Annotated in this window: 24 protein-coding genes; 10 read left to right on the top strand and 14 right to left on the bottom strand. The window is 44.8% G+C overall.

The window, feature by feature from the left end; all coding sequences use genetic code 11:
* Nucleotides 1-87: 87 nt before the first annotated feature.
* The 5 genes from ACFPFU_RS20810 to ACFPFU_RS20830 all read right to left on the bottom strand — a co-directional run bounded on the left by ACFPFU_RS20810 (nt 88) and on the right by ACFPFU_RS20830 (nt 3330).
* The gene (locus ACFPFU_RS20810) at nt 88-429 is read right to left on the bottom strand and encodes a fibronectin type III domain-containing protein (RefSeq protein ID WP_377067746.1); all 342 of its coding nucleotides are present in this window, start codon (nt 427-429) and stop codon (nt 88-90) included.
* A gap of 476 nt (nt 430-905) precedes the next feature.
* A complete protein-coding gene (locus ACFPFU_RS20815) occupies nt 906-1322 on the bottom strand; it encodes a hypothetical protein (protein ID WP_377067748.1) in 417 nt (138 codons plus the stop codon).
* 122 nt (nt 1323-1444) lie between these two features.
* Nucleotides 1445-2224 carry an ImmA/IrrE family metallo-endopeptidase gene (locus ACFPFU_RS20820; protein WP_377067750.1) on the bottom strand — a complete coding sequence of 260 codons (780 nt, stop codon included), beginning with the start codon at nt 2222-2224 and terminating at the stop codon, nt 1445-1447.
* The gene (locus ACFPFU_RS20825; RefSeq protein ID WP_377067752.1) at nt 2199-2630 is read right to left on the bottom strand and encodes a hypothetical protein; all 432 of its coding nucleotides are present in this window, start codon (nt 2628-2630) and stop codon (nt 2199-2201) included. Before ACFPFU_RS20825 ends, ACFPFU_RS20820 begins: the two co-directional genes overlap by 26 nt.
* Nucleotides 2620-3330 (bottom strand): hypothetical protein, encoded by a 711-nt coding sequence (locus tag ACFPFU_RS20830; RefSeq protein ID WP_377067754.1) that lies wholly within the window; start codon nt 3328-3330, stop codon nt 2620-2622. The genes ACFPFU_RS20825 and ACFPFU_RS20830 overlap by 11 nt, the downstream gene beginning before the upstream one ends.
* Nucleotides 3331-3368: 38 nt before the next feature.
* Here ACFPFU_RS20830 and ACFPFU_RS20835 point away from each other — a divergent pair, with 38 nt between their 5' ends.
* From ACFPFU_RS20835 to ACFPFU_RS20850, 4 genes are read left to right on the top strand one after another with little or no spacing between them, the layout of a single operon-like run.
* Nucleotides 3369-3662, top strand: a complete 294-nt coding sequence (locus ACFPFU_RS20835) for a hypothetical protein (RefSeq protein WP_377067756.1) — start codon at nt 3369-3371, stop codon at nt 3660-3662.
* Nucleotides 3659-4138, top strand: coding sequence for a hypothetical protein (locus ACFPFU_RS20840; protein ID WP_377067758.1), 480 nt, complete (start codon nt 3659-3661; stop codon nt 4136-4138). The genes ACFPFU_RS20835 and ACFPFU_RS20840 overlap by 4 nt, the downstream gene beginning before the upstream one ends.
* Nucleotides 4122-4712 carry a hypothetical protein gene (locus ACFPFU_RS20845; protein WP_377067760.1) on the top strand — a complete coding sequence of 197 codons (591 nt, stop codon included), beginning with the start codon at nt 4122-4124 and terminating at the stop codon, nt 4710-4712. Before ACFPFU_RS20840 ends, ACFPFU_RS20845 begins: the two co-directional genes overlap by 17 nt.
* Nucleotides 4685-6073, top strand: a complete 1389-nt coding sequence (locus ACFPFU_RS20850) for a ThiF family adenylyltransferase (protein ID WP_377067762.1) — start codon at nt 4685-4687, stop codon at nt 6071-6073. The genes ACFPFU_RS20845 and ACFPFU_RS20850 overlap by 28 nt, the downstream gene beginning before the upstream one ends.
* 280 nt (nt 6074-6353) lie before the next feature.
* On the opposite strand, the gene ACFPFU_RS20855 is transcribed toward ACFPFU_RS20850, so the two are convergent.
* The gene (locus tag ACFPFU_RS20855; RefSeq protein ID WP_377067764.1) at nt 6354-6683 is read right to left on the bottom strand and encodes a helix-turn-helix domain-containing protein; all 330 of its coding nucleotides are present in this window, start codon (nt 6681-6683) and stop codon (nt 6354-6356) included.
* Nucleotides 6684-7225: 542 nt separating this feature from the next.
* Here ACFPFU_RS20855 and ACFPFU_RS20860 point away from each other — a divergent pair.
* The gene (locus tag ACFPFU_RS20860; protein ID WP_377067766.1) at nt 7226-8410 is read left to right on the top strand and encodes an aldo/keto reductase; all 1185 of its coding nucleotides are present in this window, start codon (nt 7226-7228) and stop codon (nt 8408-8410) included.
* Nucleotides 8411-9513: 1103 nt separating this feature from the next.
* On the opposite strand, the gene ACFPFU_RS20865 is transcribed toward ACFPFU_RS20860, so the two are convergent.
* On the bottom strand, nt 9514-10551 hold the full coding sequence (locus tag ACFPFU_RS20865) for a ThuA domain-containing protein (RefSeq protein WP_377067768.1): 1038 nt from the start codon (nt 10549-10551) through the stop codon (nt 9514-9516).
* Nucleotides 10552-10697: 146 nt separating this feature from the next.
* Between ACFPFU_RS20865 and ACFPFU_RS20870 the strand changes: the two genes are divergently transcribed.
* Nucleotides 10698-11951: a mandelate racemase/muconate lactonizing enzyme family protein gene (locus ACFPFU_RS20870; RefSeq protein WP_377067770.1), complete on the top strand. Its 1254-nt coding sequence runs from the start codon at nt 10698-10700 to the stop codon at nt 11949-11951.
* 88 nt (nt 11952-12039) lie between these two features.
* The gene (locus tag ACFPFU_RS20875) at nt 12040-13548 is read left to right on the top strand and encodes an alkaline phosphatase D family protein (protein ID WP_377067772.1); all 1509 of its coding nucleotides are present in this window, start codon (nt 12040-12042) and stop codon (nt 13546-13548) included.
* Nucleotides 13549-13697: 149 nt separating this feature from the next.
* Here ACFPFU_RS20875 and ACFPFU_RS20880 read toward each other — a convergent pair whose 3' ends face one another.
* From ACFPFU_RS20880 to ACFPFU_RS20905, 6 genes are all read right to left on the bottom strand, one after another.
* Complete coding sequence (locus ACFPFU_RS20880; RefSeq protein ID WP_377067774.1) at nt 13698-16094, bottom strand: TonB-dependent receptor domain-containing protein; 2397 nt, start codon at nt 16092-16094, stop codon at nt 13698-13700.
* 390 nt (nt 16095-16484) lie between these two features.
* On the bottom strand, nt 16485-18392 hold the full coding sequence (locus tag ACFPFU_RS20885; RefSeq protein WP_377067776.1) for a helix-turn-helix domain-containing protein: 1908 nt from the start codon (nt 18390-18392) through the stop codon (nt 16485-16487).
* 984 nt (nt 18393-19376) lie between these two features.
* Nucleotides 19377-20168: a sulfite exporter TauE/SafE family protein gene (locus tag ACFPFU_RS20890; RefSeq protein ID WP_377067778.1), complete on the bottom strand. Its 792-nt coding sequence runs from the start codon at nt 20166-20168 to the stop codon at nt 19377-19379.
* On the bottom strand, nt 20169-21218 hold the full coding sequence (locus ACFPFU_RS20895) for a c-type cytochrome (protein ID WP_377067780.1): 1050 nt from the start codon (nt 21216-21218) through the stop codon (nt 20169-20171).
* The gene (locus ACFPFU_RS20900; protein WP_377067782.1) at nt 21215-21631 is read right to left on the bottom strand and encodes a DsrE family protein; all 417 of its coding nucleotides are present in this window, start codon (nt 21629-21631) and stop codon (nt 21215-21217) included. Before ACFPFU_RS20900 ends, ACFPFU_RS20895 begins: the two co-directional genes overlap by 4 nt.
* 96 nt (nt 21632-21727) lie before the next feature.
* A complete protein-coding gene (locus ACFPFU_RS20905) occupies nt 21728-22426 on the bottom strand; it encodes a hypothetical protein (protein ID WP_377067784.1) in 699 nt (232 codons plus the stop codon).
* A gap of 221 nt (nt 22427-22647) precedes the next feature.
* Between ACFPFU_RS20905 and ACFPFU_RS20910 the strand changes: the two genes are divergently transcribed.
* Nucleotides 22648-22905 (top strand): hypothetical protein, encoded by a 258-nt coding sequence (locus ACFPFU_RS20910; protein WP_377067786.1) that lies wholly within the window; start codon nt 22648-22650, stop codon nt 22903-22905.
* Between the two features lie 302 nt (nt 22906-23207).
* Here the strand turns inward: ACFPFU_RS20910 and ACFPFU_RS20915 are convergent, their stop codons facing one another.
* Nucleotides 23208-23663, bottom strand: a complete 456-nt coding sequence (locus ACFPFU_RS20915) for a DUF4440 domain-containing protein (protein ID WP_377067788.1) — start codon at nt 23661-23663, stop codon at nt 23208-23210.
* 664 nt (nt 23664-24327) lie between these two features.
* Here ACFPFU_RS20915 and ACFPFU_RS20920 point away from each other — a divergent pair.
* Together ACFPFU_RS20920 and ACFPFU_RS20925 are read left to right on the top strand one after the other, a co-directional pair.
* The gene (locus ACFPFU_RS20920; RefSeq protein WP_377067790.1) at nt 24328-25353 is read left to right on the top strand and encodes a PfkB family carbohydrate kinase; all 1026 of its coding nucleotides are present in this window, start codon (nt 24328-24330) and stop codon (nt 25351-25353) included.
* Between the two features lie 221 nt (nt 25354-25574).
* Nucleotides 25575-26027 carry a NanQ anomerase/TabA/YiaL family protein gene (locus ACFPFU_RS20925; RefSeq protein WP_377067792.1) on the top strand — a complete coding sequence of 151 codons (453 nt, stop codon included), beginning with the start codon at nt 25575-25577 and terminating at the stop codon, nt 26025-26027.

The following is a 26027-nucleotide window of genomic DNA, read 5'->3' on the forward strand; positions in this document are numbered from 1 at the left end:
GACTAGCAAAATAGTACCAAATCCCTTAGGGGCATGCCCCTAAGGGATTATTGGTGGTGCATTCCTGTTGCCAAATATGGTGCAGTCTTATTTACCGAAAGTGGTGCAGTTGTAATTACCGATTACAGCCGGATCCAATTCGGTTAATTCCGTCCGGTTTATGGTTCTTTCAGAATAAGGGAAGGGGTGCTGGGATGCGGCAGCCTTCCGCCATTCCGACTCATTCATGGCTTTATAGTACAAAGCAGGTTCGGCCTGATCGCCGGGGGCGGTATGCCAGTCGATGGTCATGGTGGTGGTAGGGTCTTGCTGCCAGGTAAGCAACAGCCCTGCAGGTTCTGTTTGGCCATAAACGGGAATAAAAACAAAAAAAGCCAGCCATCCGACAAGGCTGTAAAATAACGATGTTGATAGTTTGTCTTGATTCATAAATTGAATGCGCTTATTGGTAATCAGGTTATACTATAGTACCCGCTAAAAGTACGGTGGTCTATCGGGAAACGGATAATTTCCCAAACTTTTTTGAAACCACCCGACGTCATTCAGGGGCAAACCCTTCAGCTTCGTGATCGTGTGTTGGCATCATGCTTGATAACAGGAGGAGTCGGGAAGGGGATCAAGGTGTAGGGCTTAAATGGAGATAAGTAGGTATTCAGAATATGTATTTAACATAATATAAATTATATAACAAAAATGTTTCAAAGCCCATGAGATTACCTAATTCTATATTATGGTCTCCGTTTGTTTCACTGCGCTTGCCCTCGCCAAGGCCGCTCGGGTAATAGCATTCACAGGCTCACCTTCCACATGAAGCGCAGTCTGGACTCTAACCGAGTTGTTATATATATACGATTCTCGGCGATTAAGAATTTGCCTGTAAAACACTTGCCGGCCATCGCTTTGTTTCAAGCAGATCTTCGTTCAGCATCGTATTTATCAAAAGTCACTGGTGGCACGTCTTGTAGGTTTTCTTTTATAAAGTTGATTCCTAAACCTGTTAGTTCTCCAACTTTTGTAAATGGACCCCAGTCACTCAACTTTATGAAAACTCTACTAACAAAATGTGTTGCTTTCCATTTGAAATCATGTCCTTCCATAATGTGACTTTGGTCGAGCGGTATATTGTCTGCGTATTTATCAGCGGTTGATGATGTAAGCATTATACCTGGAAAATCCATTCCTTCATTAAAATCTTCCCAGACAGCTATATAGTGAAATCCTTTAGACTTCTTTCTCTCAGTAGCTCTTATTATTTCTCCTTTTTTAAATTCCATAGTAGTCATATTTAAATCGCTCAAGCCGCTGGGCTCATACTTTTCCATTGATGAAAAATATGCAAAAAATCTAGACAGAACAGTGCTTCAACTCGCCATCCAACGCACGTTCGCTATTCTGTCTAGCCTGCCCGCTTGGATGTAGAAATCATTCTACTTAACATAATATCTTACAACCTCTTTATTGAGAGGTAGACAATTGCTGAATTTAGACTATCAATGTAAAAGATTTGTTCTAAGAGTTTTGCATGTGGGTACTTATCAATTTCAAAGTCTTCATAAAACCAATTGAATGCATCAACAATTACTGGACTGTTCGATTTGCTTCCATTTTTATAATAATCTGAAACGGAAGAATAAACCGGTACAGTTTGACCATTCCGAATGAAACTAAATGGAAATGAATCGTTTATTCTTTTCCATTTCACTCTTCCATTCCTTGTATATATCATAGCAATTGGCTCATGACCTACATCAGCATATTTTATTGATGTGCTTGTGATGCTTGACTCAAAGTAGTTAGCTGTCTCAATAATCAAATCCGTATTAAAATCTGCGTCTGATGTAAATGTTCTGAATTGACTGCGTGGCATTAAAAGTTCCGCTGCAAACTCATTTGCCTCAACTTCTTGATCTCCTTTTTGGTGGTATTTAACAAAATCATCTTCATTGTCAGAAAAGAATTTATTCCCTTCTCCCCTATGCATAATATAGTGGCCTAGTTCATGAGCCAATGCAAACCTCCTTTGGCTGTAATTAACCAGTCCAGAATTAATAGATATTTTAGAGAAATTTTGAGTTGAAAGAATATTAGCCTGACAAGAGGACATGTCCGCCTCTTCAAAAAAAATACCTTTTAAGGCTATCAAATCCTCAATTTCAACTCCTCTTACATCTTTGATTTTGAATTCTTTAAGGAATGAATTAGCTCTTGTTTTTGGTATCATCATTACCGTATTCCTTTTCGAGAATTTCAAGAATTTCAATATCAGTCAAAATCTTCATGGCTTCTGACTCTTTCATTTCTTTTAAGTCTCTAAAATTAAGAGAGTATTTTTTCGTTAATTCCGGATTTAATAATTCTTGAAGTTTTCCAATACTTTCGTCTGCGGATGAGACGATTTCATTAAATATAGTTTTCGCTCTTTCTAGCTTAGAAATAAGTTTTTGTTTGGCTAGTTCCGCTTTCTTTTGAAGAACTAACTTTTGGGCAAAAGACTCAAACTCTATTGCTACAACGTTGGGGTCGTAACCATTTGAACTAAGATATTCCTCCGCAAACCCCTCATCATTTTTCAGAAGAGTCTCCAACGATTTAATAAAATTCAAGGACTCTTCGTTTATATTATTTTTCATAATGGAGTGATTTTCCAATTTTCTGAGCTCTAGAAAAGAGCTGTCTTTGCAATTTGTAAATTTCTTTGGGTTCTTTTTCCAATTCCTCTGCAATTTCTTTGGGTTGCATACCGAGCCTCATTGCTGTTAGAACTGACTCTAGATCTTTCTCACCATCAATTTCTAGTTCTAACTTATCAAAGGCGATCTCTTTGTCAATTTTGTTATAGATATCAGATCCATCTGTTTCGGGCATTTGGTCGATTAATCGCGTCTTTTCTCCGTCATCTGATTGCTGTTCTTTGTTGAAAAACTCTCTATCGACTTCTTTATTATCTGAGAGATCCGCAAGATTTGATACAATACTTCTTATTGCACCAAATAAGTAATTCTCAAACCTCTTTTGATTGAATTTCTCTTTCCAATCTTTAATCATAGCTCGTCTTAATGCGTCCTGAGTAATATCCTCAATTTTGTATCCCATTGGGAGCTTTGGATTTGATTCACCAAAGGTGTGCTTAAGCCAATGCACTGCCATACCCTTCATTCTTTTACCAAGGGACTTCCAATCTTGATTCGATACTTCTTCTAAGAATTCTTCACTCATTTTCAATAGCGCTATATCTATATAAGCTGGCGAAAAGATGTTTTTCACAAAATCAAAAAAATATTCAAGGATGTAAAAAAGACTGAGTCGGCAGCTTACTAAAATAACTACCATGAGGTAGTGTTTTTCAGGTAACTAAAATATATATAAAAATGGAAAAAGAAAAAAAACACGAGAATCAAAAGCAAAATGACAATGAAATTACCTTGTTAATTGTTGTTCCTACCCGAACGGAACCTTGGGAAGCTACCTTCCCGAAGACTTCAAAAATATCAGAAGTAATTTCAGCGGTGATTCAGCAATTTGGATTTGCTTCCAATGGACAATACGAGCTAAAGTTGGATAGTGACCCCAATATCGAACTGGAGCCTCAAAGACCGCTTGTCAGCTTTGGTATTAAAGATGGCGATAAGTTAATCCTCATTGATTTTGGACAGGCGGTATGAGTGTCAGTGCGAGTATCTCATTAAGCAAAGTTTTGCAGGAGATAGAAAGATGCAGAGAATATGGCGAGAAGTGCGGTTGGGTCATCTCAGAAGTAGATGAGCCTAACCAAACTTTTACGACCAAGATGGTATCCCCTATAGATCAAGAAAAGTACATTCTTGAGGTAGTTTTTAGCGACTATCCCGAACTCCCACTCATTTTGGATTTTATTGATCCAGTCTCCGGTACGAAAGGAACCAAAAATGCATTCCCTAAAAATGATGACAGTTTTTTTCATCCAGCACCGTGTATATGTAATCCTTGTTCAAGAAATTCGTACAAGGCATTTAATTCATCTGGCCCTCATCAAGATTGGCAAATGATAGGATGGAAAGAAAATCCAAAGGTTGCCACATTAAAAAGTGTCGATTCAATCTTACGAGCTATTTATTCAAGAATAAGCAACAAGAAGAAGTATCATGGAAGGATGGCTTAACTTTTTTAGGTTCTTTGAGCATCAGAGTGTTACCCCTGTTGATGATTTAATTTATTCAGTCCACTCGGGAGTAATCAAGATAACAGATTTGGTTCTCAAACAATATGGACAACTTCCACATGAAGGGCTCGTGTTTTGGGCGGGCAACATTTCGGAAAACATCTTCAACATCACTCATGTAATTGCTCCTGAAACCGAATCATCAGAAGGGCGAGTAACAGTTCCTCACTCATCGATTTATCATGTCGTGAAAGCGCTATCGAATAATAAAGTAATTCATATTGGACAAATACACACTCATCCAGGCAATTGGGTGGATCATTCACGCGGTGATGATGAATGGGCTCCTTTTAAAAGACCTGGACTTATTTCTCTCGTTGTGCCAAATTATTGTAGCTCTGGAATGCTTCCGCTTAAGAAAAACGGAATTCATAGGTATCAGGAGAATCAATTTATTGGATTAAGTAATAAATACATAAGGCGGCATTTCATTGTTGTAGAAGGTGAAGCTCATTTTACAGATTTAAGAGATAAAGAAAATATCAGATGGAAGCAGCTGAGTGGTACAGATTAAGGAATGATAGAACAAATCGAATAGATGATATACTATTGGATTCAAATGCAAAAGTTATATCAGTGATAGTCCGAAAATATTCAACATTAAGTGATCAAGCTATGGCTATTTGTACTGCCAATATTTTGTCTCGCTGGTGTAGAAGGGTATCATTTTATATCTCTGAAGATATACCATGCTTGTTCAACAATTGGAAGGGAATGAAACTTCATGAGGTTATTATGGAAATAATGAATTCCTCTGATCCTTATGGGGAGTTTTCAATAAAATCTAAGAATGATATTGTTGAAACTGACTTGTCGATATCCATTGGGAGTACGACAAAGGACAATGAGTTCTGGATTAATTCCGAGGGCTGGGTTGCTGGTTTTGGATTTGGACCAACTCAGAATGAAATTGGAACTAAATCTGATGACATAAATATTATTGGAGCCATTTATGCTTCTTCTGTTATTAATGCAGCAGCCTTTTCAAGCTATATCTATGAATCTAAACCAGAACCTTTTGATAGATGGATTTCACTTTTGGATTTTGAAACTTCTAGTCAACACCAAGAGCTTAAAAACCCAATAGTAAATAATGCACTCAATATTGGTAAAATATGGCAAATAGGAGCTGGAGCTGTAGGATCTTCATTTGATTTTATATTATCATTATTTCCTGTATCTGGTAGTATTGAAATAATTGATTTTGATAAGGTTGAAATTCCTAATACAAGCAGTTCATTGATTTTTACTGCAAAACATGCTAAAACTAAAACTTCCAAAGTTGAAGCTTGTAATGAGGCATTAAGATTCAATAATAATCTATTAGTCCAACTTAATCCTGATATGGATTATAGTCAGTTCATGCGTGAAATTGATCTTGAAGCTAAGTACCCAGACCTAATTTTATGTTTTGCAAATGAAAAAAACATTTGGTCTACAATACAACACAACGAGCCTCCAATAGTGTTACATGCAACTACATCCAATAATTGGGGGGTCAACTTTGGAAGACATATACCTTTTGAAGAATGGTGCATTGTATGTAGATTCGGAATTAAGGATTACGAACATATTCCTGTCTGCTCAACATCCTCAGAAGTAGGGAAAGATAAACAGGAGGAAAAACTGGGAATACTTCCTTTTCTATCACCTATTGCTGCAGTATTGGTATTTTCTGAAGTTTTGAAGCTAAGTATGAGAGAAACTCTTGACTCTCCAATGGACAAAAATTTCATTCAATTATCGATGAAGAATGTAGACAGTTCATCACCGCACTCTTTTTTTAGAAAACCAAAAGTTAACTGCTCAATTTGCTCGGAACAAAATGAATCATCATATTATACCGGATACAAAAAAAGCAAGTACTACCTATAACCACACACATTCGCCGCTCTCCTTCCCTCCTGTCCAACGTCCCTCATTCCGGTAGACTCCTCGCTTGGTAAGAATGCCAAAAGAATGCTCGTTACTATTAATCCCGTCCCTGAACCCGAAGCTATATTCACATAACACCAGGACATTATATAACAAAAATCTATGTTTAATTGTCTCTAATAGACATCAGCATCATAACCATTCTTTATCCCCACTCCAAAATTTAAATAAGATTTTTTCAAGCCTGACGTCAAATACAGGGTTCTACGTAATTATTCCTTCACTTAGCCAGCAACCCATAACCCCTGTTAAACATCTTTTGGTCAACTTTAAACCGGTCAGACAATTTCCGGATAATACTTTTTGAAAGCCCTTTCTTATAATTCAGTATATCTGAAAGGTGTCCCTTGGAAATATCCAAATAAGCCGCGAGCTGTTGCTGGTTGATACCATTTTCCCGCATCAGGGTTTTTAGCAAGGTAATGGGATCCATTTCAGCCAATGGCGACCGGTCTTCGTCACATTTTTCAATCAACAAGACCAGCGTATCCATCCAATCAAGTTTCTCAGCAGAAGGAAACTGATCATATTCGGCCGTAAGCTTTTCCAAATTCCCGCAATATTCCCGATACTGACTGTCCGACTTAATGGTTGTATAAGGCACTACCCCACGCATTACTTAAAGCAAAAATCGATTACACATTAAACATATACTTTCTTTCCGAAAGAAACAACTATTATTTTATTCACCATACCCCTCCCCTACTCCCGTCTTTTTTTTCATGTCCCCTTTCCTACGATTGCCTGACGGAATTTCAGTATACGGCTGCTCCACACTTTTATACTAAAAAAACAATTACAGTAACCCCCAGTTGAAATTATCGTCTGTAAAACCCAATCAACGATCCGGATCATTCCCTAAAATCCGTGTCAATCCGTGAAATTCGTGGACAATAAATTACATCCATTGCCCAGTTTACTAGTAAAATGCCCCGGCCAGAAAAATCCCTTACCGCATCCCCCTGAATTCCAACTTTCCCCTAATTTTATTATATTGTGTGATGCCAAAATATCCCTTGCGAAAACCACCGATGGAAGAATATTTCTAAAACACCGTTTATATCAATAGTTGAAATTTAAATTTTAGAAACCATGCCGGATAAATTCAGTATCAACCGCAGAAAATTCATTTCAGTGGGTGCCACCCTGGGTTTGGGCATTCCTTTGCTGGGAAAAACCCAAGCAACAGACACACCGGCTCCAAATCTGCCACCGGATATCAAGCCCGAATGGCGCAACAAGCAGCCAGGAATGGCCTATCGGCAGCTGGGAAATACCGGCTTGATGGTCTCTGAAGTCGTCAATGGCGGCGATCCTGTCCGGCTTGGTAACCTGCGGCCCACCGAAATTGCCATAGAACGCGGATTGAACTACCTGGATATGGCGCCTGCTTACGGTAATGGGGAATGTGAAGAAAGTTATGGTAAGATCGTCGACAACCGTGCCAAACGGGAAAAGGTATTCTTGACCACCAAAGTAAGTGGCTATACCAACGTAAGAGATAACCTGTACCGGGAAATTTATGACCGCCTGCCTGGTTCCAAACAGGAACATTACCAAAGGAAAGCAAAGGAAATGCGTGCTGCCCGTAATGTGGATAAGCCCGGCTATTTTTTCACCTACTGGCCCGGACAGCCGGACTCCTTTGATGGAACCTACCTGAGCAATGCCATGGCTGCCGATTATGCCCATAAAGTGGAAGGAAGTCCGAAATTCAAGGAATACATTTTGAAGTCGGTCGAAGGCAGCCTTAAGCGTGTGGGGACAGACTATTTTGATATTCTGATGTGTCCTCACGGGGCGGGATCCCCCGAGGAAGTACAAATCGACGAGACGTTTACCACCTTCGAACAGCTTAAGAAAGAGGGGAAAGCCCGTTTTCTGGGAGTATCTTCCCACAATGATCCTGCCGGAGTCTTAAGGGCAGCCAGGGAGACCGGCCTTTATGAAGTAGCCATGGTAGCCTATAATATTGTCAATGGCGGATATATGGAAAGAGAGATTGAACTGGCCAAAGAAAGCGGCATGGGCATCATCGCGATGAAGGCCGCCATGGCGGTGGCCACCCAGCACAAAGCGCTGCAACCCATACCCGAGTGGAGAATTCAAAAGGTACAACGGATCGTGCCCGGGGATATGAAAGCCCCCGTAAAAGCCTATATTTGGGCCTTGCAGAACCCAAACATAACCGCCGTAATTTCCAACCTTTGGGATGAACAACATGTGAACGACAACCTTTCGGTAGCAGGTAAAAAAGTGGAACTGCAACCGGGTTGACGGTTCTAGTTTGCTGTTTTACCGATACGGAAGAATGAAAACTCATACTGGACTTAACAACCTGAGTTCGACCATAATTAACTTTTGATACGTCATTGCGAACCCTTTTTAGGAAGGGGATGCGTTGGAAAAGGGTGTGGCAATCCCTTAATATGAGACTGCCGCGGCTTCATTCCCTCAAATCCAACTCTGATCCTACCGATGACATATTGTATATTACATTGGTTATTCAATTGGTTGAAAAAACAGTGTCGAAAACAGAAGAGAAAAGGAGAATGGAAATGTCAGGCCTACCAATGACGAATGCCGTCCAGTTATTCGATAACACAGAAGGTTTTAACCAATTCAATTCGGTTCATGCGGGCGGGCCGGCAAAAATGCGAGGGGGCGTGGGCCTTGCGGGGAGTAGCTTATTTTTGCCTTGATTTTTTGGTACTTTTGGATCAAGCCAAAAGTACAGAAGAGGAGTAGGATAATAGAAAACAACCACCTGCCCTTATGCCACAGACATTCCTGATCTTTACCTTAACATTCGCGTACAGGAAGAGACCGCTTTCCCGGTTGGCCTGGGATCGCTACCTCACAGTGACGGTCGATGGCATTCCCCGGCTGCGAAAAACGCCATTTCCGCCTTGCAGATTTCCGGCGTTAAGAAATTTAAGAAGTGGGGGCAAAGGCACAGGCATCCCGATAGCTATCGGGAGAGGAGGGTTTTTGGCAACAAGCACGACAAATTTGGTTGTGACCCCTTCCAAAAACCCGACGAGTTTGCCTGTGTGCGGGAGGCCTTAAATTTTAGCCGGAAAGATGCACAGCGGCGGGGTTTTTTGGTTACTTTTTTGACCTGCAGCAAAAAAGTAACAAACTTAAGCCTACCGATGACGTGTTGTATAATACCCTGTTATTCAACCGGTTGAAAAACCATGGTTTTGGGGATTTTGGACAGCCATACCAGCTGCGCCTGGAGGAAACCGTCATCCCGATTTGAGGTTAACACTAGTGTCGAAAGTCAGAAATTCTTACAACAGAACCGGTTAAATAACTTAAACTTTTCAGGATGGCTCCATGCCATTTCTTGATAAGGTATAGGCAAGTATTTGTTTTTATTGATTTCCGATTTTCAGATTAAAATCCCTGCGGGTTGAATTTTCCGCCGTAGGAAAATCAGGAGGTATGGGTATGGTAACATCTCCTGTTGCGGCCCATTCTACACCTCTTAAAAATGAGATGATAAACCCAACACTTTCAATGGAGTAATCATCATGTCCCAGTGCGGTGTGAAATATCCGGCCTTTGCCGTAATCTACCACCATCAGCATCGGTTCGTGCCGGTCAGTGGGAGCTTTGCCTGAAACATCCTTACCTGTAGCCAGTATGGTCAAATTTTCAGCCGGTCCGCGCAATTGGGCATAGCATTCATCCTTGGTGGTCAGCCATACTGCAGGCATTCCATCGGTGATAGGATGATCTTTTACACGAAGTGTAATCGGAAAAACATGTGCCGGCCCATGGGAGCCACATGTTCCCGGAGAAGGATCACGAATCAGTTTACCTTCATTATTATAATACACATATGGTCCATCTTTTTCACTGCGATCACCCCAGCCACCCAGGCCAATCATTTTATTGTACTCCAGCCAATCAGGAAATGAATTGTTGGCAGCATGCACGGATACAAACCCTCCGCCGGAGGACATATAATTTTCCAATGCTTTTTGGGTTTTCTCCGGCCAATTTGCAGCCTTCCAACCGAAGTTGGATATCACTACATCATAATTATTGAATATGGGTGCGAAATCCGGGTCATGTCGCGGGTTTTCCAGATCTGTTGTTTCTCCAACTCCAGCTAATGGAAGGTACTTTTTTTCCCTATCCCCTTCCCAAGTAAACTTGGTTCTGTAAACATCTACCTGAAAAAGTCCTGTTTCTTCCAGGTACTGCTTCATCATCATGGTAGATTTCGGCCAAACAGCATGATTGTTTTGTCCGTCAACAATTAAAGCTTTTAATGGCGCATTTCGGTTCGGTTCATGATGACCCTGGGTTGCCGAGCTTACATTCACTGAAACGGTTTTAGCGCCGGATTGCGCGCTTAAATCCAATGAAAGCAAACCTATTACAAGATAAACTAGAGTTTTCATGTGTTTATAATTGATTTTTTGTGGTCGCACATCGGAAAAGATTTGGCAACTGCATCCTCTAATATAAAAAGAGTTCATTCCTAAACAAGGCCCGTTTATAAAATTTTGTTATCTTTCTGCTTCCCGAAACAACCCAAGTAATCATCATGAATCGAAGAATCTTTTTGCATCGATTGGCCCAAACCCTTCCCATCGCCACCTTATTGCCCCATTTTCCCTTATTGGCAGATTCCTGGGCTGACAGGGTGAAAATTACCGACGTAAAATGCCTCAGGACCCAGCTGGGACTAAGGGTGAGCCCCTTGGTGAAAATCGAAACCGATCAGGGGCTGGTGGGCATCGGGGAATGCCACCATGACGAAAACGGCTATGGCGCCAAAGACATCGTGGAAAATGCCCTGAAACCCATCCTGTTGGGGCAGGATCCCTTTGACCTGGAAAAGCTGCTGTTTAAAATGGGGACCCGGACCTCCTACTACGGGGGTAACCACGGTTTGGCTACCCATGCCATCACAGGCGTGGAAATGGCCCTCTGGGACCTGATAGGCAAAATCACCGGCCAGCCCGTGCACCGGATTTTAGGCGGGGGATCCCATGTCAACCAAGTAAGGGCCTACCTGAATTCCGACCCCAAAGACAGGTTGGATAAGGATTCCTGTGCGGAATATGCCGAAAGGATCAAGGCAGAAAACTACACCGCGGTAAAGGTAAACGTGCTGCGGGATCAAAAGTGGTTTGAAATAGACAACCGCAGGATCTCCAATGTGGAAGTGGACCGGAATGAACAAGGCTATGCCAATATAAGGGAGGCCCTGGGAGAGGATATTGACATCGTCGTGCACTGCCATTGGGAGTTTGATTTTGACAGTGCCCTCAGGCTTTGCAGGGCGGTGGCCCCCATGCGGCCCTGGTGGGTGGAGGACCCCTTGCCCATTGCCTATAATGAGCAGTGGGTAAAGCTGACCGAACAATCCCCCGCCCCTATCCTGTGTGGGGAAAACCTGTACACCCGTGATGATTTCAGGCCGTTTATCGTGAACCAAGGTGCACACATGATCGAAATAGACGTTTCCATGGCCGGCGGTCTGTTGGAAGCCAAAAAAATCGCGGACCTGGCCGAGCTTTATTACATGCCGGTGGCCACCCACAATGTGGCAGGCCCCATTGCCACCGTGGCTTCCGCCCACCTGGCAGCCTCGGTAAGGGAATTTTTGGGCCATGAGATGTTTCTTTTGCAGGAAGGTGGAAAAGGTCTCCATGGGGATCCTGAAATTCTGGGGTATGACAAGCCCTTGGTAAAAGACGGTTTTATACAGCTCTCGGACAGGCCCGGATTCGGTATCGAACTCAACGAATCCCTGCTCAAAAACTACCTGGCTGAAGGGGAAACCATGTGGTAGGGCATTTGGTCCGGACCCATTGAATGACCTTTTCAATGCCATTTTCTGTATTGAAAGTAAAAACCTCCGATACAAAAATAAACGACTCATGAAGTTTTCATTATCCACTATTTTATTCTTTTCAATCAACGCCATTCTTTCTTCCGGTTGCCAAACCAATCCCAATAAGCCGCCTAATATCCACCTCCATTACCTAATGGCGGGGGAACCCATGCAGGAAAGCATCATCTTTCAGGCCAGGCTGGCCGCATCGGACACCATTGTCTATGAGGATGTACATGACCCCGCGTTGCTGATGGCTACCGATCTGGAGGGTAAGGCGGGCAAGCTCCGGTTTGAATACGGCACCGACCCGCAGCTCAGGAACGCCCAACAGTCGCCTTGGATAGCGGTAACCTCGGGAGGGGATTTTATTGGAAAATACAAAGCGACAGGTCTTGCTCCTGGCACCAATTATTATTACCGGGTGAGGTATGGACAGGAAGAAGAAAATAGCCTGACCGGGCAAATACAAAGTTTCCGCACGCTTCCTGCTAAGGATGCAGAAAGTGAGATATCCTTTGTGATGGTTACAGGATCTCACCTGGCCAGGTTTTATCTGGGTGGTGGTTTTGGAAAAGCCTCTTCCCAGGGAACCGAAGCCTACCAAGGGGAAGACAAATATGAGGGATTTCATGGTTTTGAAAGTATCCTGGCCAAGGAACCCGATTTCTTTATTGGAAACGGAGACAATGTGTATTATGACCACCCTGAGGACCATCGGGTAAAATCGCTGGAGGAAATGCGGGCCATGTGGCACCGGCAGTTTTTTATGCCAAGAATAAGAAGGATGTTTTCCAAAATTCCAATATACTGGATGAAAGACGACCATGACCACCGATTTGATGATTCCGATACCACTGCGGTACATCCGAGGTACGGTTCAGAGCCCTCCAATGAATTGGGCATCAAAACGTTTCTTGAGCAAGTGCCCATCGCCGATCCTGAAGACATAAATCCTTTGACCTACAGGACGGTAAGGGTGAACAAATACCTTCAGCTCTGGATGGTGGAAGGCAGGGATTACCGCAGCCCAAATGAGTGGCCGGATGGACCTGAAAAAACCATCTGGGGGGAAGAACAGAAGCAGTGGCTGAAACAGACTTTATCTGAAAGTGATGCCACTTACAAAATCCTGGTAACCCCCACCCCTATGGTAGGTCCCGACGGGGCCGGAAAAAAAGACAACCATACCAATCCCGATGGGTTTTTGACCGAAGGCACAGCATTCTTCAACTGGCTGCTGGCCAATGATTTTGACAAGGATTCCTTTTTCATCATTACGGGTGACCGGCATTGGCAATACCACTCCATACACCCCACTGGTTTTCAGGAGTTCAGTTGCGGTGCCATGGTGGATCAAAATTCCAGGCTTGGGGTGGATCCGGGTTCCGAAAATTCCAATGATCCCCAGGGCCTGATTATCCAGCCCTATACCAGTGAGGTACCCTCCGGCGGATTTTTGAGGGTAAAAGTCTCCCCGGATAAAAATGCACCCAAGATCAGTTTTGAGTTTTATGACGAATATGGGCAGGCGCACTACACCTATGGTATTTAAGCGGGTTAAATTTTGAAAACCAACGAAATACAAAATTACAGACGGTCGAACCCCACTCCTCCCCTTTTCCACTATTTTAAGATTATAAAGTGGTTTTAAATATATGTTATAATTATTTAATAATCAGCTTATTATGGTGTTTACATGATCTACTTTATCCGCTGTTTTTCCGTCTCTGCGCGGGATGAGATGTTGATGCTTTTCAATTGATTGTTTCCAAAACGAAATGAATAGGTAATACTTACCGACCGCTCAGGCTGGTTGAAGAAAAGGAAACTTCTGCTGTACCCTGTACCGGCATTGATTTTCCAGATATAGGTATAGAACAAATCGTTTCCGGAAAGGGTAAGCGAACCGCCATGGGCAAACCTTTTGGAAACGCCAAGGTCAACTCTCCACATGGGCTCTATTTGGTTGAGGCCCCAAATCACCCCTGACTCGTATTTGCCGGCGAGCGTCACGGAATAATCCCTGGGAAGGCTGAATGAATGGCTGTTGCCCAGCAGCAAACTGTTTACCTGCCGTTCCCTGTTGGCCTCCAGGTGCCGGGTCATATACCGGTAGCGGTAGAAGGAGAGGTCGCTTTGGACCTCCCACCAGGGGGTGATGACCAGGGGGAAGTTAAAATTGATGCCATAGGCCCGCATGGAAGCCAGGTTCTCGGACCGGAGGATCTGGTAAAGGTTTTCAGGGTCTTCCTGGGGCTGAAACGGGGCGATATCATCTTTGGTATGGCTGTATTTAAGGGTAAGCCAGGTGTTTTTGTGCTGAAAGCCAAAGTCAACGGCGTGGACAAGCGCCGGCATCAGGCTGATATTTCCATCCACAAAACTTGTGGGGGCCATAAAGAAAACAAAAGGAGCCATTTCATTATAGGTGGGTCTGGTGATCCTTCGGCCGTATGCCAATTGAATACTGTTGGTTTGGGAAATACGGTAAGATGTCCGCAGGTTCGGAAACCAGTTGCCATAGTTGCGGTCCACCGCCTCCCCTTCCTCTTTTGTGCTGATAAGGGTATGGGTATGCTCGTAGCGGAGTCCTCCATCCAGGTTCCATACCCTGCCAGGTTTCCAGGACCAGGACCCATACGCCGCCAGGATGGTTTCATCCATATAGGCCGTGTTGGAAAATTCCGGTACAATCGTCAGATGCCGGTCTCCGCCATGTCGTACCCGCACCCCGTTGGTGAATTGTGAAAAAGAGGTTTTTGCACCGGCCTCCATGGTTAAACCGGATTTGATGCTGCCGGAATAATCCATGCTGAAGACGTGAAAATGAACCGGTGTGCGTTTTTCCACCTCGATTTTTTCGTGATAATGATCATCATTGTCCACAGAAATCCGGTTGTCGTACCGTGAAGGGTTATGGTTATGATAATAGAGGTAATCATACGTGACCCCCAACTGACGTTGTGGATTAAATTGATGTCTCAATCCTATGCTACCGGAGGCGCTTTTCCAAAGATTAAGTTCGACAATATCCATATCCGTGTACACTGCGGCATCAGGTGGGCGGATACTGGTCACGTATGTATCCGCTTTCATATCCCAGCGTCTTTCATACCCCGTCAAAAGGGTGGTTACTGTGGTTTTATCTGAAAGATTGAATTCGAACCCACCCTGGAAATTTTGAACCACGGTGACCGGATGGCGCCTGCTTTCGCTGTTGGTGACCTGAAGGAACTCACCCACGCTTTGTTCATGATAATTGTCCCAATTGTGCCGGTTTTTGTCATACCGGATGGAATAACTCAGAACGGCATTGAAGCTTTTGCCGCGGTGGCTGAGATGGGCATGGGTATCCCAAGTGGGGCCGGTATTGTAGCCTGTCGAAGCCCCTGCGGTACCGCTTGTGCCCCGATCAGGGCTTTCGGCCGTTACGATGTGGATGATGCCGGCGTTGCCTTCCGCTTCATATTTCGCGGATGGAGAGGAAATAAGTTCAATTTTTTCCACTTGGGCCGCACTCATTCCGCTCAGCATTTGTACGGCAACGTCCATGGGCATGCGGTTCAATTTTCCGTTGATCATCACCCGTACCCCGGCTTTTCCTGACATGCTGATGCCTTGTTGGTTCACGGATATTCCGGGGCTTTTGGCCAATACCTCCAACACGGAGTTGCCCGCATGGGTGCTGTTGCTTTGTACATTGATGATCATCCGATCCACTTGCTTTTCAAACAGGGGCTTCTGGCCCACTACCCATACTTCATCCAGCATCGCCCCCTCCGGTAAGACGATGGGTGGCAAGGCTAAATCGGTGCCTTGAAGGATGGAAAAGCCAGCCGTCCAAGCCGTTTCGTAACCGACCATTCCGGCTGAGATGGTGTAATCACCCGGTTGGATATCCTTGAAAACATAGCGGCCCGTTTCATCCGCAATACCACCCCTCACCAGGGCAGAGTCACCCGCCGTCACCAGCAGAACAGCAGCGTAATGCAGTGGCTCGCCGTGAGTATCAGAGATGATTCCGGATACGGATTGTTGTGCTCCTACAAAACAGGGCAAACAGCAAGCCCCAATTAAAATTGCATACAAACTTTTCATAATGTCAGATTTTTTTGGATCATCCATGGTTTTTTTGGAATGATACCAGGCTCCTTTTGTGCATGTAAAGATGGGGAGAAGTGAAGGCGGGCAACTAGAAGATATGTTGCGACTTGTTTAAAGTTTTTTTAAAAGTGTTTTTCATATGTCCCATCCGTTCATCCATGTTGCGCAGAAGTGCTGCCATCAGATGAGGAGTCCATTTTGGGATGGATATAATGCAGGTGGACTGAAAAAATGTCACTTTTCTAAATAGCCGTTTTCTTCAGGGCTACCTGTTTTTTTAGGAAGTTTTTGAATGGGAAAAATGCGAAGGGGAAATCCTGCCATCTTCTCGATGGGTGAGATCTGTCAGGCTTCGAATACAAACGTTGACTTGCCCAAGTGGGGCTAAGGAAATCCCACCCTGGCAAGCAAATCCTGAAAGGCCGGATCCTCATGCAGCCCATAAAACTGTGGCTCACTTTTCAGCCAGGGGATTTCCATTTCATGCTGTGCGTAGGCTTCCTGCAGCCACTGGAGCGCCGATGGTTTATCGTCCAACGCGGCACAAATGACCGCGATAAAAAAGCGGAGTGCTCCCGCATCGTTTTCGTTGATTTTTTCCTTTAACTCCGCCATAAGTTCAAGGGCTTTTCCAGTTTCCCCTGCCCGGGCATAGGCTGCTCCCATCCACCCCAGCACACGGGGATACCTTATCCCTTCAATCTGCAGCACCCTTTGAAACAAAGAAATTGCTTCCCGGTGTCTTCCAGTATTTAACAAAAGGAACCCATAATTTTCCATGGTGCTGTGATTATTGAACATTCTCATACGGGCTAGGGCAAACTCTTCGGCTTCTTCATACCTACCGGTATAATACAGCGAAAGTATCATCCGGGTATTGGGGTAGTAAGGGTCCGTCTGATCCAGTCTTCTGGAAACGGCAAGCGCTTCATCATGTCTCCCAATAAAATTAAGAAAGTCAGCATATACGGCCAAGGCACTCTGAAAGTCGGAAGCGATGGCTTTTTGATAAAGTTGTTCCGCACCTTCAAAGTCCCAGTCGTTGTAAAGCAAATAAAACCCCTTCCAAGTTATCGTTTCGACATTGCCGGGATCCAGGGCAAGGGCTTTATCCAATAAGGGTTTCGCCAATGAAAACGCTTCCAATGGGCTTAATTCCGCACCAAACATGCCCGCCTTTAAAATATAAGTTGCCGCCAGCGCCCCATAGGCCAAGGCATAGCCGGAGTCCAGCGCTATTGCCTGTTGAAAACACCGGGCGGCGCGATGAATCCCGCTTCTGGTATACGTATTGAATTCATATTCTCCCTTAAGATACAGGTCATAGGCCTCCGGATTATCGGTGGATGCCTGGCTAAGCAGCACTTTTTCCTCCGGGGACAAAGTGGTTTGCAAAACCGAAGACACATTCTCTGCAATCTCGTTTTGGATCATAAAAATGTCTTTTAACTCCCGGTCATAATGCTCTGCCCATACCTGGCCTTCCGAGCCGGCATCGACTAAACGCACATCAATGCGCACGGTATTTTGGAAGCGCTGTATACTTCCTTCCAGGAGATGGGATACCCGGAGTTCTCTGGCAATTTCGGGGATGGAATGCGCGCTTTCCCGGTACCTGTCCGCTGAGGTTCTGGAAATGACTTTCAGGTCCTTTATTCTTGATAGATGGGTAGTAATGGTACCCACTACCCCGTCTACAAAATATTCATTTTCATCATCGGTGCTGAGGTTTCTAAAAGGCAGCACGGCTATGGATTTTCCATGTATGCTGTTTTCCAAAGCAATGGGTCCTTTTTCATTTTCCTTAATAAAAAATTGGTAAACGAAAATGGCGGTCAGTAAAACAGCCAAAAACAAACCTGAGACAATCAACTTTCCCGCCCGGAAAGGATGGTGTTGAGGGGTATTTGGAGCGGAATTTTCTTTATGATCGGTGTTGATGGCCTTTATTTTGTGTTTAACCATGCTCGGAGCATATCCGAAGTACTCCGTAAAACAGGTGGTGAAATAACTGGGGCTGCCGAAGCCCACTTCGTACGCTACTTCTGCGACCGTAAGGTCACCTATTTCCAGGTGTTCCAAGGCCTTGCGCAAGCGGTACTCCCGGATGTATTGGCTTACGGATTGACCGGTGGCCGACTGAAGCTTGCGATGCAGGTTGGAGCGGCTCATGCCCACTTTTTGGGCCAATTCTTCCACCCCAAACTGCTCGTTTTTCAGGTTGGCTTCCACTTCCCTTTCCAAAACCTCCAGGAGTGACCTAAAAGCCTGGCTATGTGCGGGTTTTTCCATTTACTTCAAAAATATCGGCAGGTTAATTTAGTGAAAAAATGCGGTTTATTTATATTTTTTTGTATTTGGGATAGTAATAGGAAAAAGGGAACAGGGAATCGGGCGGGAACTTCTGTTCTTTTTTCCCTATTCACAAAGTATTCAGGAAATAGGGAACGGGGAACAGGGAATCGGGAATCAAGCGGAAACCTCCTGTTCTCTTTTCCTTATTTCCTATTCACTGGGTATTCACAAATCAGGAAAAAGGGAACCGGGAACAGGGAACCGGGCGGGAACTTCTGTTCTTTTTTCCCTATTCCCCAACTATTCAGAAGAGGGAAAATAGGGAACAGGGAACAGGGAACAGGGAACCGGGCGGAAACCTCCTGTTCTCTTTTCCCTATTAACCATTCACGCAGTATTCAGGAAATAGGGAACGGGGAACAGGGAATCGGGAATCGAGCGGAAACTTCCTGTTCTCTTTTCCTTATTCACTTTTCACGCAGTATTCAGGAAGTGGGGAACAGAGAACAGGGAACAGGGAACAGGGCGGGAACTTCTGTTCTCTTTTCCCTATTCCCCAACTATTCAGAAGAGGGAAAATAGGGAACAGGGAACGGGGAACCGGGCGGAAACCTCCTGTTCTCTTTTCCCTATTAACCATTCACGCAGTATTCAGGAAATAGAGAACCGGGAACAGGGAACAGGAAATCGGACGAAAACTCCTGTTCTCTTTTCCCTATTCTTTCTTAAAAAACAAAAGGCTTAGGGCCAGAAACCCTATGCCGGTTAGGCCTGGCGGAAGCATGTTTTTGGTAAAGCTTAAAACGATCAAAATAATCCCCAGAATAAGTAATATAAATGCTACGGCCTTTTTCATAGTTGTTTTAGGTTAGTTGTTCTTCTATCACAATATAATATTTTTTTGCAGGTATATGAATGCAATGCACTCCCCTACCGTGACAAGATCCGGTTTTATTCCACAGCCACATACAAAGAGCGTCTTCAAACAAAGGTTATCTCCCGGAGCATGATCGTCACGCCCATGAAAAGGACAAACCATCCAAAGGCCACCTGCAACTGTTCATTGGCCAGTTTGCGGGTAAAATGCCCTGCCAGAAAGATTCCCGTCATAGCCAGTCCCGTGATCAAAAGCAAAAAAGGCCAATCGATGGCACGGTTGAGCATATCCCCGGTAAAACCGATCAAAGAATTGGCCGAAACGATCAACAAGGTGGTTCCCACGATGGTCTTGAAGGGCAAAGCTGTGAAATGCAACAATACCAGAATGACAATAAAACCGCCTCCTGCTCCCACCAGTCCGGTTAGAAACCCAGTAACTATCCCTGCGGGCACCATAAAAACGCCGTTGTCTCCCTGTCTGCTACCCTGGCCCAAACTCCAGTTTTGGGCAATCATGGGTTTGGCCGATAGTATCATAAACAAGGCAAACAGGCCGAGGATCAGCCCTCTTTTTGTATAACTGAATCCTTCCGTGTACAACAGTACTTCCGGAATATTGGGAACAATCCATTTTCTTGTGACAAAAATCGCAGCCAGGGAAGGGATCCCAAATAAAGCGGCGGTACGGATATCCACCATCTGGGTCCGGTATTTCAGAACACAGCCCACCAGACTCGTATTCCCCACAATAAACAGCGAGTAGGCAGTGGAAGTAACCGTATCGAGCGAAAACAAATACACCAGGATAGGCACGGACAGGATGGCCCCGCCTCCTCCAAAGGTGCCGAGCAACAGGCCCACAAACAAAAGGGCAATATATCCAAAGATTTCCATTTATTGATAAGCTGCTATTATGGGCCCGAAAGGCCCGTACTTGTGTTGTTCTTCTGAAAAACCGTCCACATAGGGACCAAAAGGATGGTCAACCGGCTTTTTGGAGATATCCGGCCAGTCTTCAGAGAAGTCCTTCTCAGGTCTAGGCATGGAATTGACAAAAGCGGCCACGTCCCAGGCTTCTTCATCTGTGAGGATGGGGGCTTCATAGGTGGTCCCATAGGGCATATTGTATTTGACATAAGATGCAAAGCTGGAAATACGGTATAAACCTGCCCCGGTATTATAACTTTCCTCCCCATAAAGCGGCGGATAGATCCATTCCAAGCCGGATGCCGCCAACTCTCCCCCGCCATTTTCCCCATGACAGGAGGCACAATGCTTCCCATACCCGATTTTGCCCTTCAGAGGATCCGCCGGGCGATCGAGATAGGGAAGCGGGATCAAACCAAAGCCCTCAAACGATTCCTCATTCTCCACTTCCTTGCCCACCCATTTCAAATAGGATACCATGGCCGCCATTTCCCTGCTTTCCGCATCGAGTTTTTGGCCGTTGAGACTGCGTTCTATGCAATCATTGATCCTCTTTTCAAATCCTTCGACCGTGCCGGAACGGTGCCGCAGTTTGGGGTAAATGGCCGCTACCTTGCCGTAATTGTTCCCATAAGGAACTGTCCCGGCTTCCAGGTGACAGTTCTGGCAGTTCATCCCGTTGCTCATGTTCCCAACTTTTCCTTTTGGTCCCAGGTATATGGACGTATGGGCGATGAGTTCCCGCCCGTAACGGACCAGATCGCCTTCCTCGGTATCAGGGATAGAGGAAATATCCGGAGACTTCCACAACAGGGCAGCGGACTTCGGGCTTTCCCGGGCCGGCGCAATGGCGGCAGCCGGAAAATGCCGAAAATTTTTCCCAACGCCGCCAGTCAGACGGGCCATGTCCCAGCCCGTTATGAACAGCACGACCACGCCCAGCTGACAAAGGGCCAATGCCCCGATCAGGCCAACCAGACGGCTGATCAACCGAAAAAATGCCTTTTCCTCAGTCATTTGTGTGACTCTTTGATGTATCCCCAACCTTCTCCCTGTCTGAGTACAATCTCGAGAAGCCCGTCCGGCACTGTCCGGATACCGGTCAGAAGTTGCGATGGTTCCGCATGGTACCTTCTCATGGTCTCTTCACAGACCAGAATGGATACCCGGTCACTGTCTTGGAACGCCGCAATGTCCGCTGATACCGATGACTGCTCCCGAAGGGCCATGGGAAGCGCGCCTCCGTATATCACTACCTCAAATTCGGAATCTTTGTACGCTTCGGCCATGAGCTTGACATGCCTCATGACTGTCTGGTGTGTGCTTTCATCGCCACTGGTCACATCAAATACCACCCTGACCGGATGGGTTTGCCCCCATGCGCTTATCAAAAGCATGAATAGAGGGATAATCACGATGTATTTTTTCATGGTTATGGTTTTTGATTGTTGTTGAGGGTTGCCCATGGGAAAGGACGCTGTTCGGGCCTGTTTCCCATGGGACAATCCCCTTTTTTCAATGGGTCCTTACCCCGCAAAAATATAAGCGCAACCATGTTCCTGTGCCCGGCCCAATGCCCATACGCCCGAGGGCACGATCTGGATATTCGGCAGCAACCCGGACACCCATTCATCATACACCGCTTTGGCATCGAGGTTCATGGCCTGGGCTGCGGCGCCCGAATAAACGGTCAAAGCGGCATTGCACACGCAAAACATCACACCGCTGTCCTGCAGCTGGTCGATGCCAATGGCCACTTCTCCTATCCCGGGAACCTGGAAGGTGCCTGGCTTGGGTTTCCAAAAGGGGTTTCGGTCACTGGTCTGTTCCGTCAATGGGTCAGGGGCATGGAACAATTTTGTGAAGTTGTATTTGGGCCATAGGCTGTGTTCCATGGCGTAAGCGATGGCATCGTGACGGAGCACCACCACCACACTGCAGTCCTTTTCAGGGGTGCCCGTCGCTTCATTGGTAAGGAGGAATATCCTGGGCCAGGCAAACGTGAATATCCCGTTGGGCTGGGGTGCGTCATAGACTACCCGGTGTAATCCCTTGACCTGCTTGAACCAGTTGTCGGCATCGTTTACCGCCAGCACGTTCTTTGCCATGGAAATATTCTTTTCCATTAAAGAATACGCCATAACAGGTGAAGCCAAACCGGACAAACCGGCTGTTGCAGCCATGGTGCCGATAAACTTTCTTCTTGAGTTTGCATTGTTTTTCATGATAGGTATTGGTTTATGGTTAATAGATAATTTTAACTTCTTTTTGCAGAAGGATCATTTGCTGTACTTCCGTATATCGGTAAGAAGTCTGGACACTGCTTCTTGTGAGCTGACGAATAGAGAGTTACACCTTGTCACACACAAAGTTGGATAATGGTCCAGGCATAGACCTATCAGGCATGTTGCAACTTCTTTTAATTTTTTTTAAAAGGATTAAACCTATGTCCCATCCTTTTGAACAGGTTGCAAAGCGGTTTGTAAAGCCCTCTGGCAAAAGGACCCAGGCGGGTGCGGGAGCGGTTGTTCTTCAGGTCGGATCCATCGCCGCAGGCTGTGTCATGGCTGCCCCTGCCGAACGGGCTACGCTACGTGCCTGCAAGTGGAATGATGAAAGGAATGAAACTGGTAGAATTGGGAGCACCTCAGTGCAAAGGCAAAAAGGTTACCCGTGTTTGGACACGCCAGGCAGGGAATGTTAGGGTTCCGGCTTTCTATTGCCCCTCAAGCGAAAATTGTCAAAAAAAACTGATATGGAGGCTGCGGTTAAAAGCCGCTGTTAATCCCCGGACAGGCAATCCGCATTTTGAAGTTACAATAACCTGAAAAGAATAGTCGTAAGACCGGATATTATCCTAAGGTCCAGGATGGCTGCAAAAAGGAGCAGCTGCCCGGACAGCTGTATTTTTTATTTTTTCAGCTTCTTCTATCGGGAATCGTATTGTTGTGTTTATCTTTCCCGGTGCCCCGTAAAAGTATAATCTGTGTTAACCATCTTACTTGGTTAATCAGAGCCTGTCGGAAGCATATTCCTGATACCGGTGATCTTCCACCTATTGTCTTTTAAAACCACAATAAACGTGCTCCACATCTTTCTGGAAGAACCATCCGGGTTAGCGATTTCATATCTGGCATCCACTATTCCATGGTGTGGATCAAGCAACCGTATTTTTTCCACAGTAAGGGTCCGGGTTCCCTGGTTTGTCTCCGAGCTTCTTTTCATCCCCTCAACGGACTGTTTGATTCCGGTTCTCCATTCGCCTGTAGAAACCAGCTGATCTATATCCACAGTCAAGATGGTTTTCAGCAATACCGTGTCCTGGTTTTCCCGGGCTTCTGAATAGCTGTCAATCAGGGAGACCAAGTCTTTTCTGGTTTTGTCATCTGCTTCAATGTCCTGTCCAAAAAGTCCGGACGTAGAAAAAACCTGCAATAAAATGAGTAAGGTAAAATATTTCATATGTTTATAATTGTTCCTTGTCATATGGAATCTCGCATGATAGATAATCATCCCAGTTTGTGACGATTCCGTCATGCTCGATTTCATGTGCCTGAAGATTTTGATCAATGATATTCCTATCGGGTTGAACCTAACATAATCCACGCTCGATATGGTGGATAATTTACGGATTTTTAACATATAAAATCCACTTCATAAGCGGGAAAAATACGCTCCGCAGGTTAATATGGTCAGACAGCGGTCCTTCGATTCCGATGAAACGATTATCCGGCGAAGCCAGATATAAAGTTGGCGGTTAGTCAGAAGTACAGGCCGGGACAAAGCCTGTTTAGAAGGCTGAAAAAGAATATGCGGTTTTAGCTGTGATGGGCCTGCTTTTTTATGTGTTTGATATTTAATCACATAAAAAAAGGGAACTGGGAAAATTTGGAATTTAGGAAATAATCCAGTAGTCTTGTTCTTAATAAGTTACTTGAAAAAAGACATTTTACGGTATATTCCCGAATATAGCGCAATCGATTGCAGAGGGAGTTGCGATTCGGAAATATCCTGAATGGAGGGGCTTGGATCCGGCTGCTGGGTCATGGCTTTTGAATTCCCTGCGAGGTTATTTATTGTTAGCAACAATTAAAAAATAATTTTCACATAAACTCTTATATTAATCATGTCAAAAAAAGTTGTAACCCTTGGTGAAATAATGCTTCGATTATCTACCCCTGACTTTAAAAGATTTGTTCAGGCCGATAGTTTTGATGTTACTTATGGTGGTGGCGAAGCCAATGTAGCAGGAGCCATATGTAATTATGGGTTGCAGGGAACCTTTGTGTCCAAAATACCGGATAATCCTATAGGACAGTCTGCCATTAACCATTTGAAACGGTACGGTGTAGATACGCAATTTGTAGCCAGGGGCGGAAAAAGACTCGGAATCTATTTTTTAGAAACCGGTGCTTCCATGCGGGCCTCCCAAGTGGTTTATGACCGGGCAGATGCCTCTATTGCCGACGCAGACGTTTCTGAATTTGATTTCGATGAAATATTTGAGGGAGCCGTATGGTTTCATACCACCGGCATCACCCCCGCGTTGAGCGACAAGGCAGCGGCGCTTACAGAAGCGGCACTTAAAGCCGCAAAGGCCAAAGGCGTCACCACCAGCATCGATTTGAACTACCGCAAAAAACTGTGGAGCAAAGAAAAGGCGAAAGAAGTTATGACCAGACTTTGCCAATATGTAGACGTATGTATCGGCAATGAGGAAGACGCGGAAACCACTTTGGGATTCAAAAGCAAAGAGACCGATGTCACCAAAGGTGAACTGAACCTTGAAGGTTACAAAGATGTATTTATGCAAATGAAAGAAAAGTTCGGTTTTAAATACATCGCATCCACTTTGAGAGAAAGCTACAGTGCCTCTGACAACGGATGGAGTGCCTTGGTCTACGATGGCAATGAATTTTACCACTCCAGAAAATACGATATCAGAATTGTGGACCGTGTAGGCGGTGGCGATTCTTTTGCAAGTGGGTTTATATATGGTTTGGTTTCCGGGATGAGTATGAAAGACGCTACTGAATTCGCGGTAGCAGCCTCCGCTCTGAAGCATACGATACCTGGCGACATGAACCATGCGACTTTGAATGAAGTAAAAGTGCTGATGGGAGGTGATGCGAGCGGAAGGGTACAGCGGTAAAATGGTGTGATCTGTCAGTTTTATATATTCCTCTAAGCTGACACCTCCATTGTTTCACAAAGAAGGAAAGCCGAATATCCCCTTCACCTGAAGCGTTGTCTGTTAGTCCACAGACAACGCTTTCTGAGTAAATGGGTCCTCTTCAAAATGGATGGGGCGGCTTCTTAAGCGTACATCATAAAGCCATAAATAATTAATCTATCCTTACTCCCTGAAATGCCATGGTTATAGATACCTTATCCAATGCCGGAAAGTATTCTTGTTTACACCCTTTATTCGGTAAAGCGTTTGAATACATACAGTCTCAGGATCTGGAGACAATAGCTCCCGGAAATTATGAAATTGACGGCGATTCGTTGAAAGCGGCTGTATTTGATAAAATTGGAAAAACCAAAGCTGAATCTTTGCAGAAGTTTGAGTGTCATAACAAATACATCGATATTCAGGTATGCATAAGAGGTAATGAACAAATCGGTTGGAAGCCCCGCCAAACGTGCCATGACTTGAAAGTGGAATACAATCCCGAGAAAGATGTTTCTTTTTATAATGACGAACCGGACATGTATTTCCAGTTGACCGGCCAGCAGTTTGTTATTTTCTTTCCAGAGGATGTCCATGCCCCTATGATCAGTGAAGGTGAGGTCAAGAAACTGGTCATAAAAGTAAAGGTTTAA

This window comes from Negadavirga shengliensis, assembly GCF_042652345.1.
GTDB lineage: Bacteria > Bacteroidota > Bacteroidia > Cytophagales > Cyclobacteriaceae > Negadavirga > Negadavirga shengliensis.

What these genes read in the sequence shown, in the direction of transcription:
- ACFPFU_RS20810 (WP_377067746.1), bottom strand. Translation starts at nt 429, where the DNA reads ATGAATCAAGACAAACTATCAACATCGTTATTTTACAGCCTTGTCGGA.
- ACFPFU_RS20815 (WP_377067748.1), bottom strand. Translation starts at nt 1,322, where the DNA reads ATGGAAAAGTATGAGCCCAGCGGCTTGAGCGATTTAAATATGACTACT.
- ACFPFU_RS20820 (WP_377067750.1), bottom strand. Translation starts at nt 2,224, where the DNA reads ATGATGATACCAAAAACAAGAGCTAATTCATTCCTTAAAGAATTCAAA.
- ACFPFU_RS20825 (WP_377067752.1), bottom strand. Translation starts at nt 2,630, where the DNA reads ATGAAAAATAATATAAACGAAGAGTCCTTGAATTTTATTAAATCGTTG.
- ACFPFU_RS20830 (WP_377067754.1), bottom strand. Translation starts at nt 3,330, where the DNA reads ATGGTAGTTATTTTAGTAAGCTGCCGACTCAGTCTTTTTTACATCCTT.
- ACFPFU_RS20835 (WP_377067756.1), top strand. Translation starts at nt 3,369, where the DNA reads ATGGAAAAAGAAAAAAAACACGAGAATCAAAAGCAAAATGACAATGAA.
- ACFPFU_RS20840 (WP_377067758.1), top strand. Translation starts at nt 3,659, where the DNA reads ATGAGTGTCAGTGCGAGTATCTCATTAAGCAAAGTTTTGCAGGAGATA.
- ACFPFU_RS20845 (WP_377067760.1), top strand. Translation starts at nt 4,122, where the DNA reads ATGGAAGGATGGCTTAACTTTTTTAGGTTCTTTGAGCATCAGAGTGTT.
- ACFPFU_RS20850 (WP_377067762.1), top strand. Translation starts at nt 4,685, where the DNA reads ATGGAAGCAGCTGAGTGGTACAGATTAAGGAATGATAGAACAAATCGA.
- ACFPFU_RS20860 (WP_377067766.1), top strand. Translation starts at nt 7,226, where the DNA reads ATGCCGGATAAATTCAGTATCAACCGCAGAAAATTCATTTCAGTGGGT.
- ACFPFU_RS20865 (WP_377067768.1), bottom strand. Translation starts at nt 10,551, where the DNA reads ATGAAAACTCTAGTTTATCTTGTAATAGGTTTGCTTTCATTGGATTTA.
- ACFPFU_RS20870 (WP_377067770.1), top strand. Translation starts at nt 10,698, where the DNA reads ATGAATCGAAGAATCTTTTTGCATCGATTGGCCCAAACCCTTCCCATC.
- ACFPFU_RS20875 (WP_377067772.1), top strand. Translation starts at nt 12,040, where the DNA reads ATGAAGTTTTCATTATCCACTATTTTATTCTTTTCAATCAACGCCATT.
- ACFPFU_RS20880 (WP_377067774.1), bottom strand. Translation starts at nt 16,094, where the DNA reads ATGAAAAGTTTGTATGCAATTTTAATTGGGGCTTGCTGTTTGCCCTGT.
- ACFPFU_RS20885 (WP_377067776.1), bottom strand. Translation starts at nt 18,392, where the DNA reads ATGGAAAAACCCGCACATAGCCAGGCTTTTAGGTCACTCCTGGAGGTT.
- ACFPFU_RS20890 (WP_377067778.1), bottom strand. Translation starts at nt 20,168, where the DNA reads ATGGAAATCTTTGGATATATTGCCCTTTTGTTTGTGGGCCTGTTGCTC.
- ACFPFU_RS20895 (WP_377067780.1), bottom strand. Translation starts at nt 21,218, where the DNA reads ATGACTGAGGAAAAGGCATTTTTTCGGTTGATCAGCCGTCTGGTTGGC.
- ACFPFU_RS20900 (WP_377067782.1), bottom strand. Translation starts at nt 21,631, where the DNA reads ATGAAAAAATACATCGTGATTATCCCTCTATTCATGCTTTTGATAAGC.
- ACFPFU_RS20905 (WP_377067784.1), bottom strand. Translation starts at nt 22,426, where the DNA reads ATGAAAAACAATGCAAACTCAAGAAGAAAGTTTATCGGCACCATGGCT.
- ACFPFU_RS20910 (WP_377067786.1), top strand. Translation starts at nt 22,648, where the DNA reads ATGTCCCATCCTTTTGAACAGGTTGCAAAGCGGTTTGTAAAGCCCTCT.
- ACFPFU_RS20915 (WP_377067788.1), bottom strand. Translation starts at nt 23,663, where the DNA reads ATGAAATATTTTACCTTACTCATTTTATTGCAGGTTTTTTCTACGTCC.
- ACFPFU_RS20920 (WP_377067790.1), top strand. Translation starts at nt 24,328, where the DNA reads ATGTCAAAAAAAGTTGTAACCCTTGGTGAAATAATGCTTCGATTATCT.
- ACFPFU_RS20925 (WP_377067792.1), top strand. Translation starts at nt 25,575, where the DNA reads ATGGTTATAGATACCTTATCCAATGCCGGAAAGTATTCTTGTTTACAC.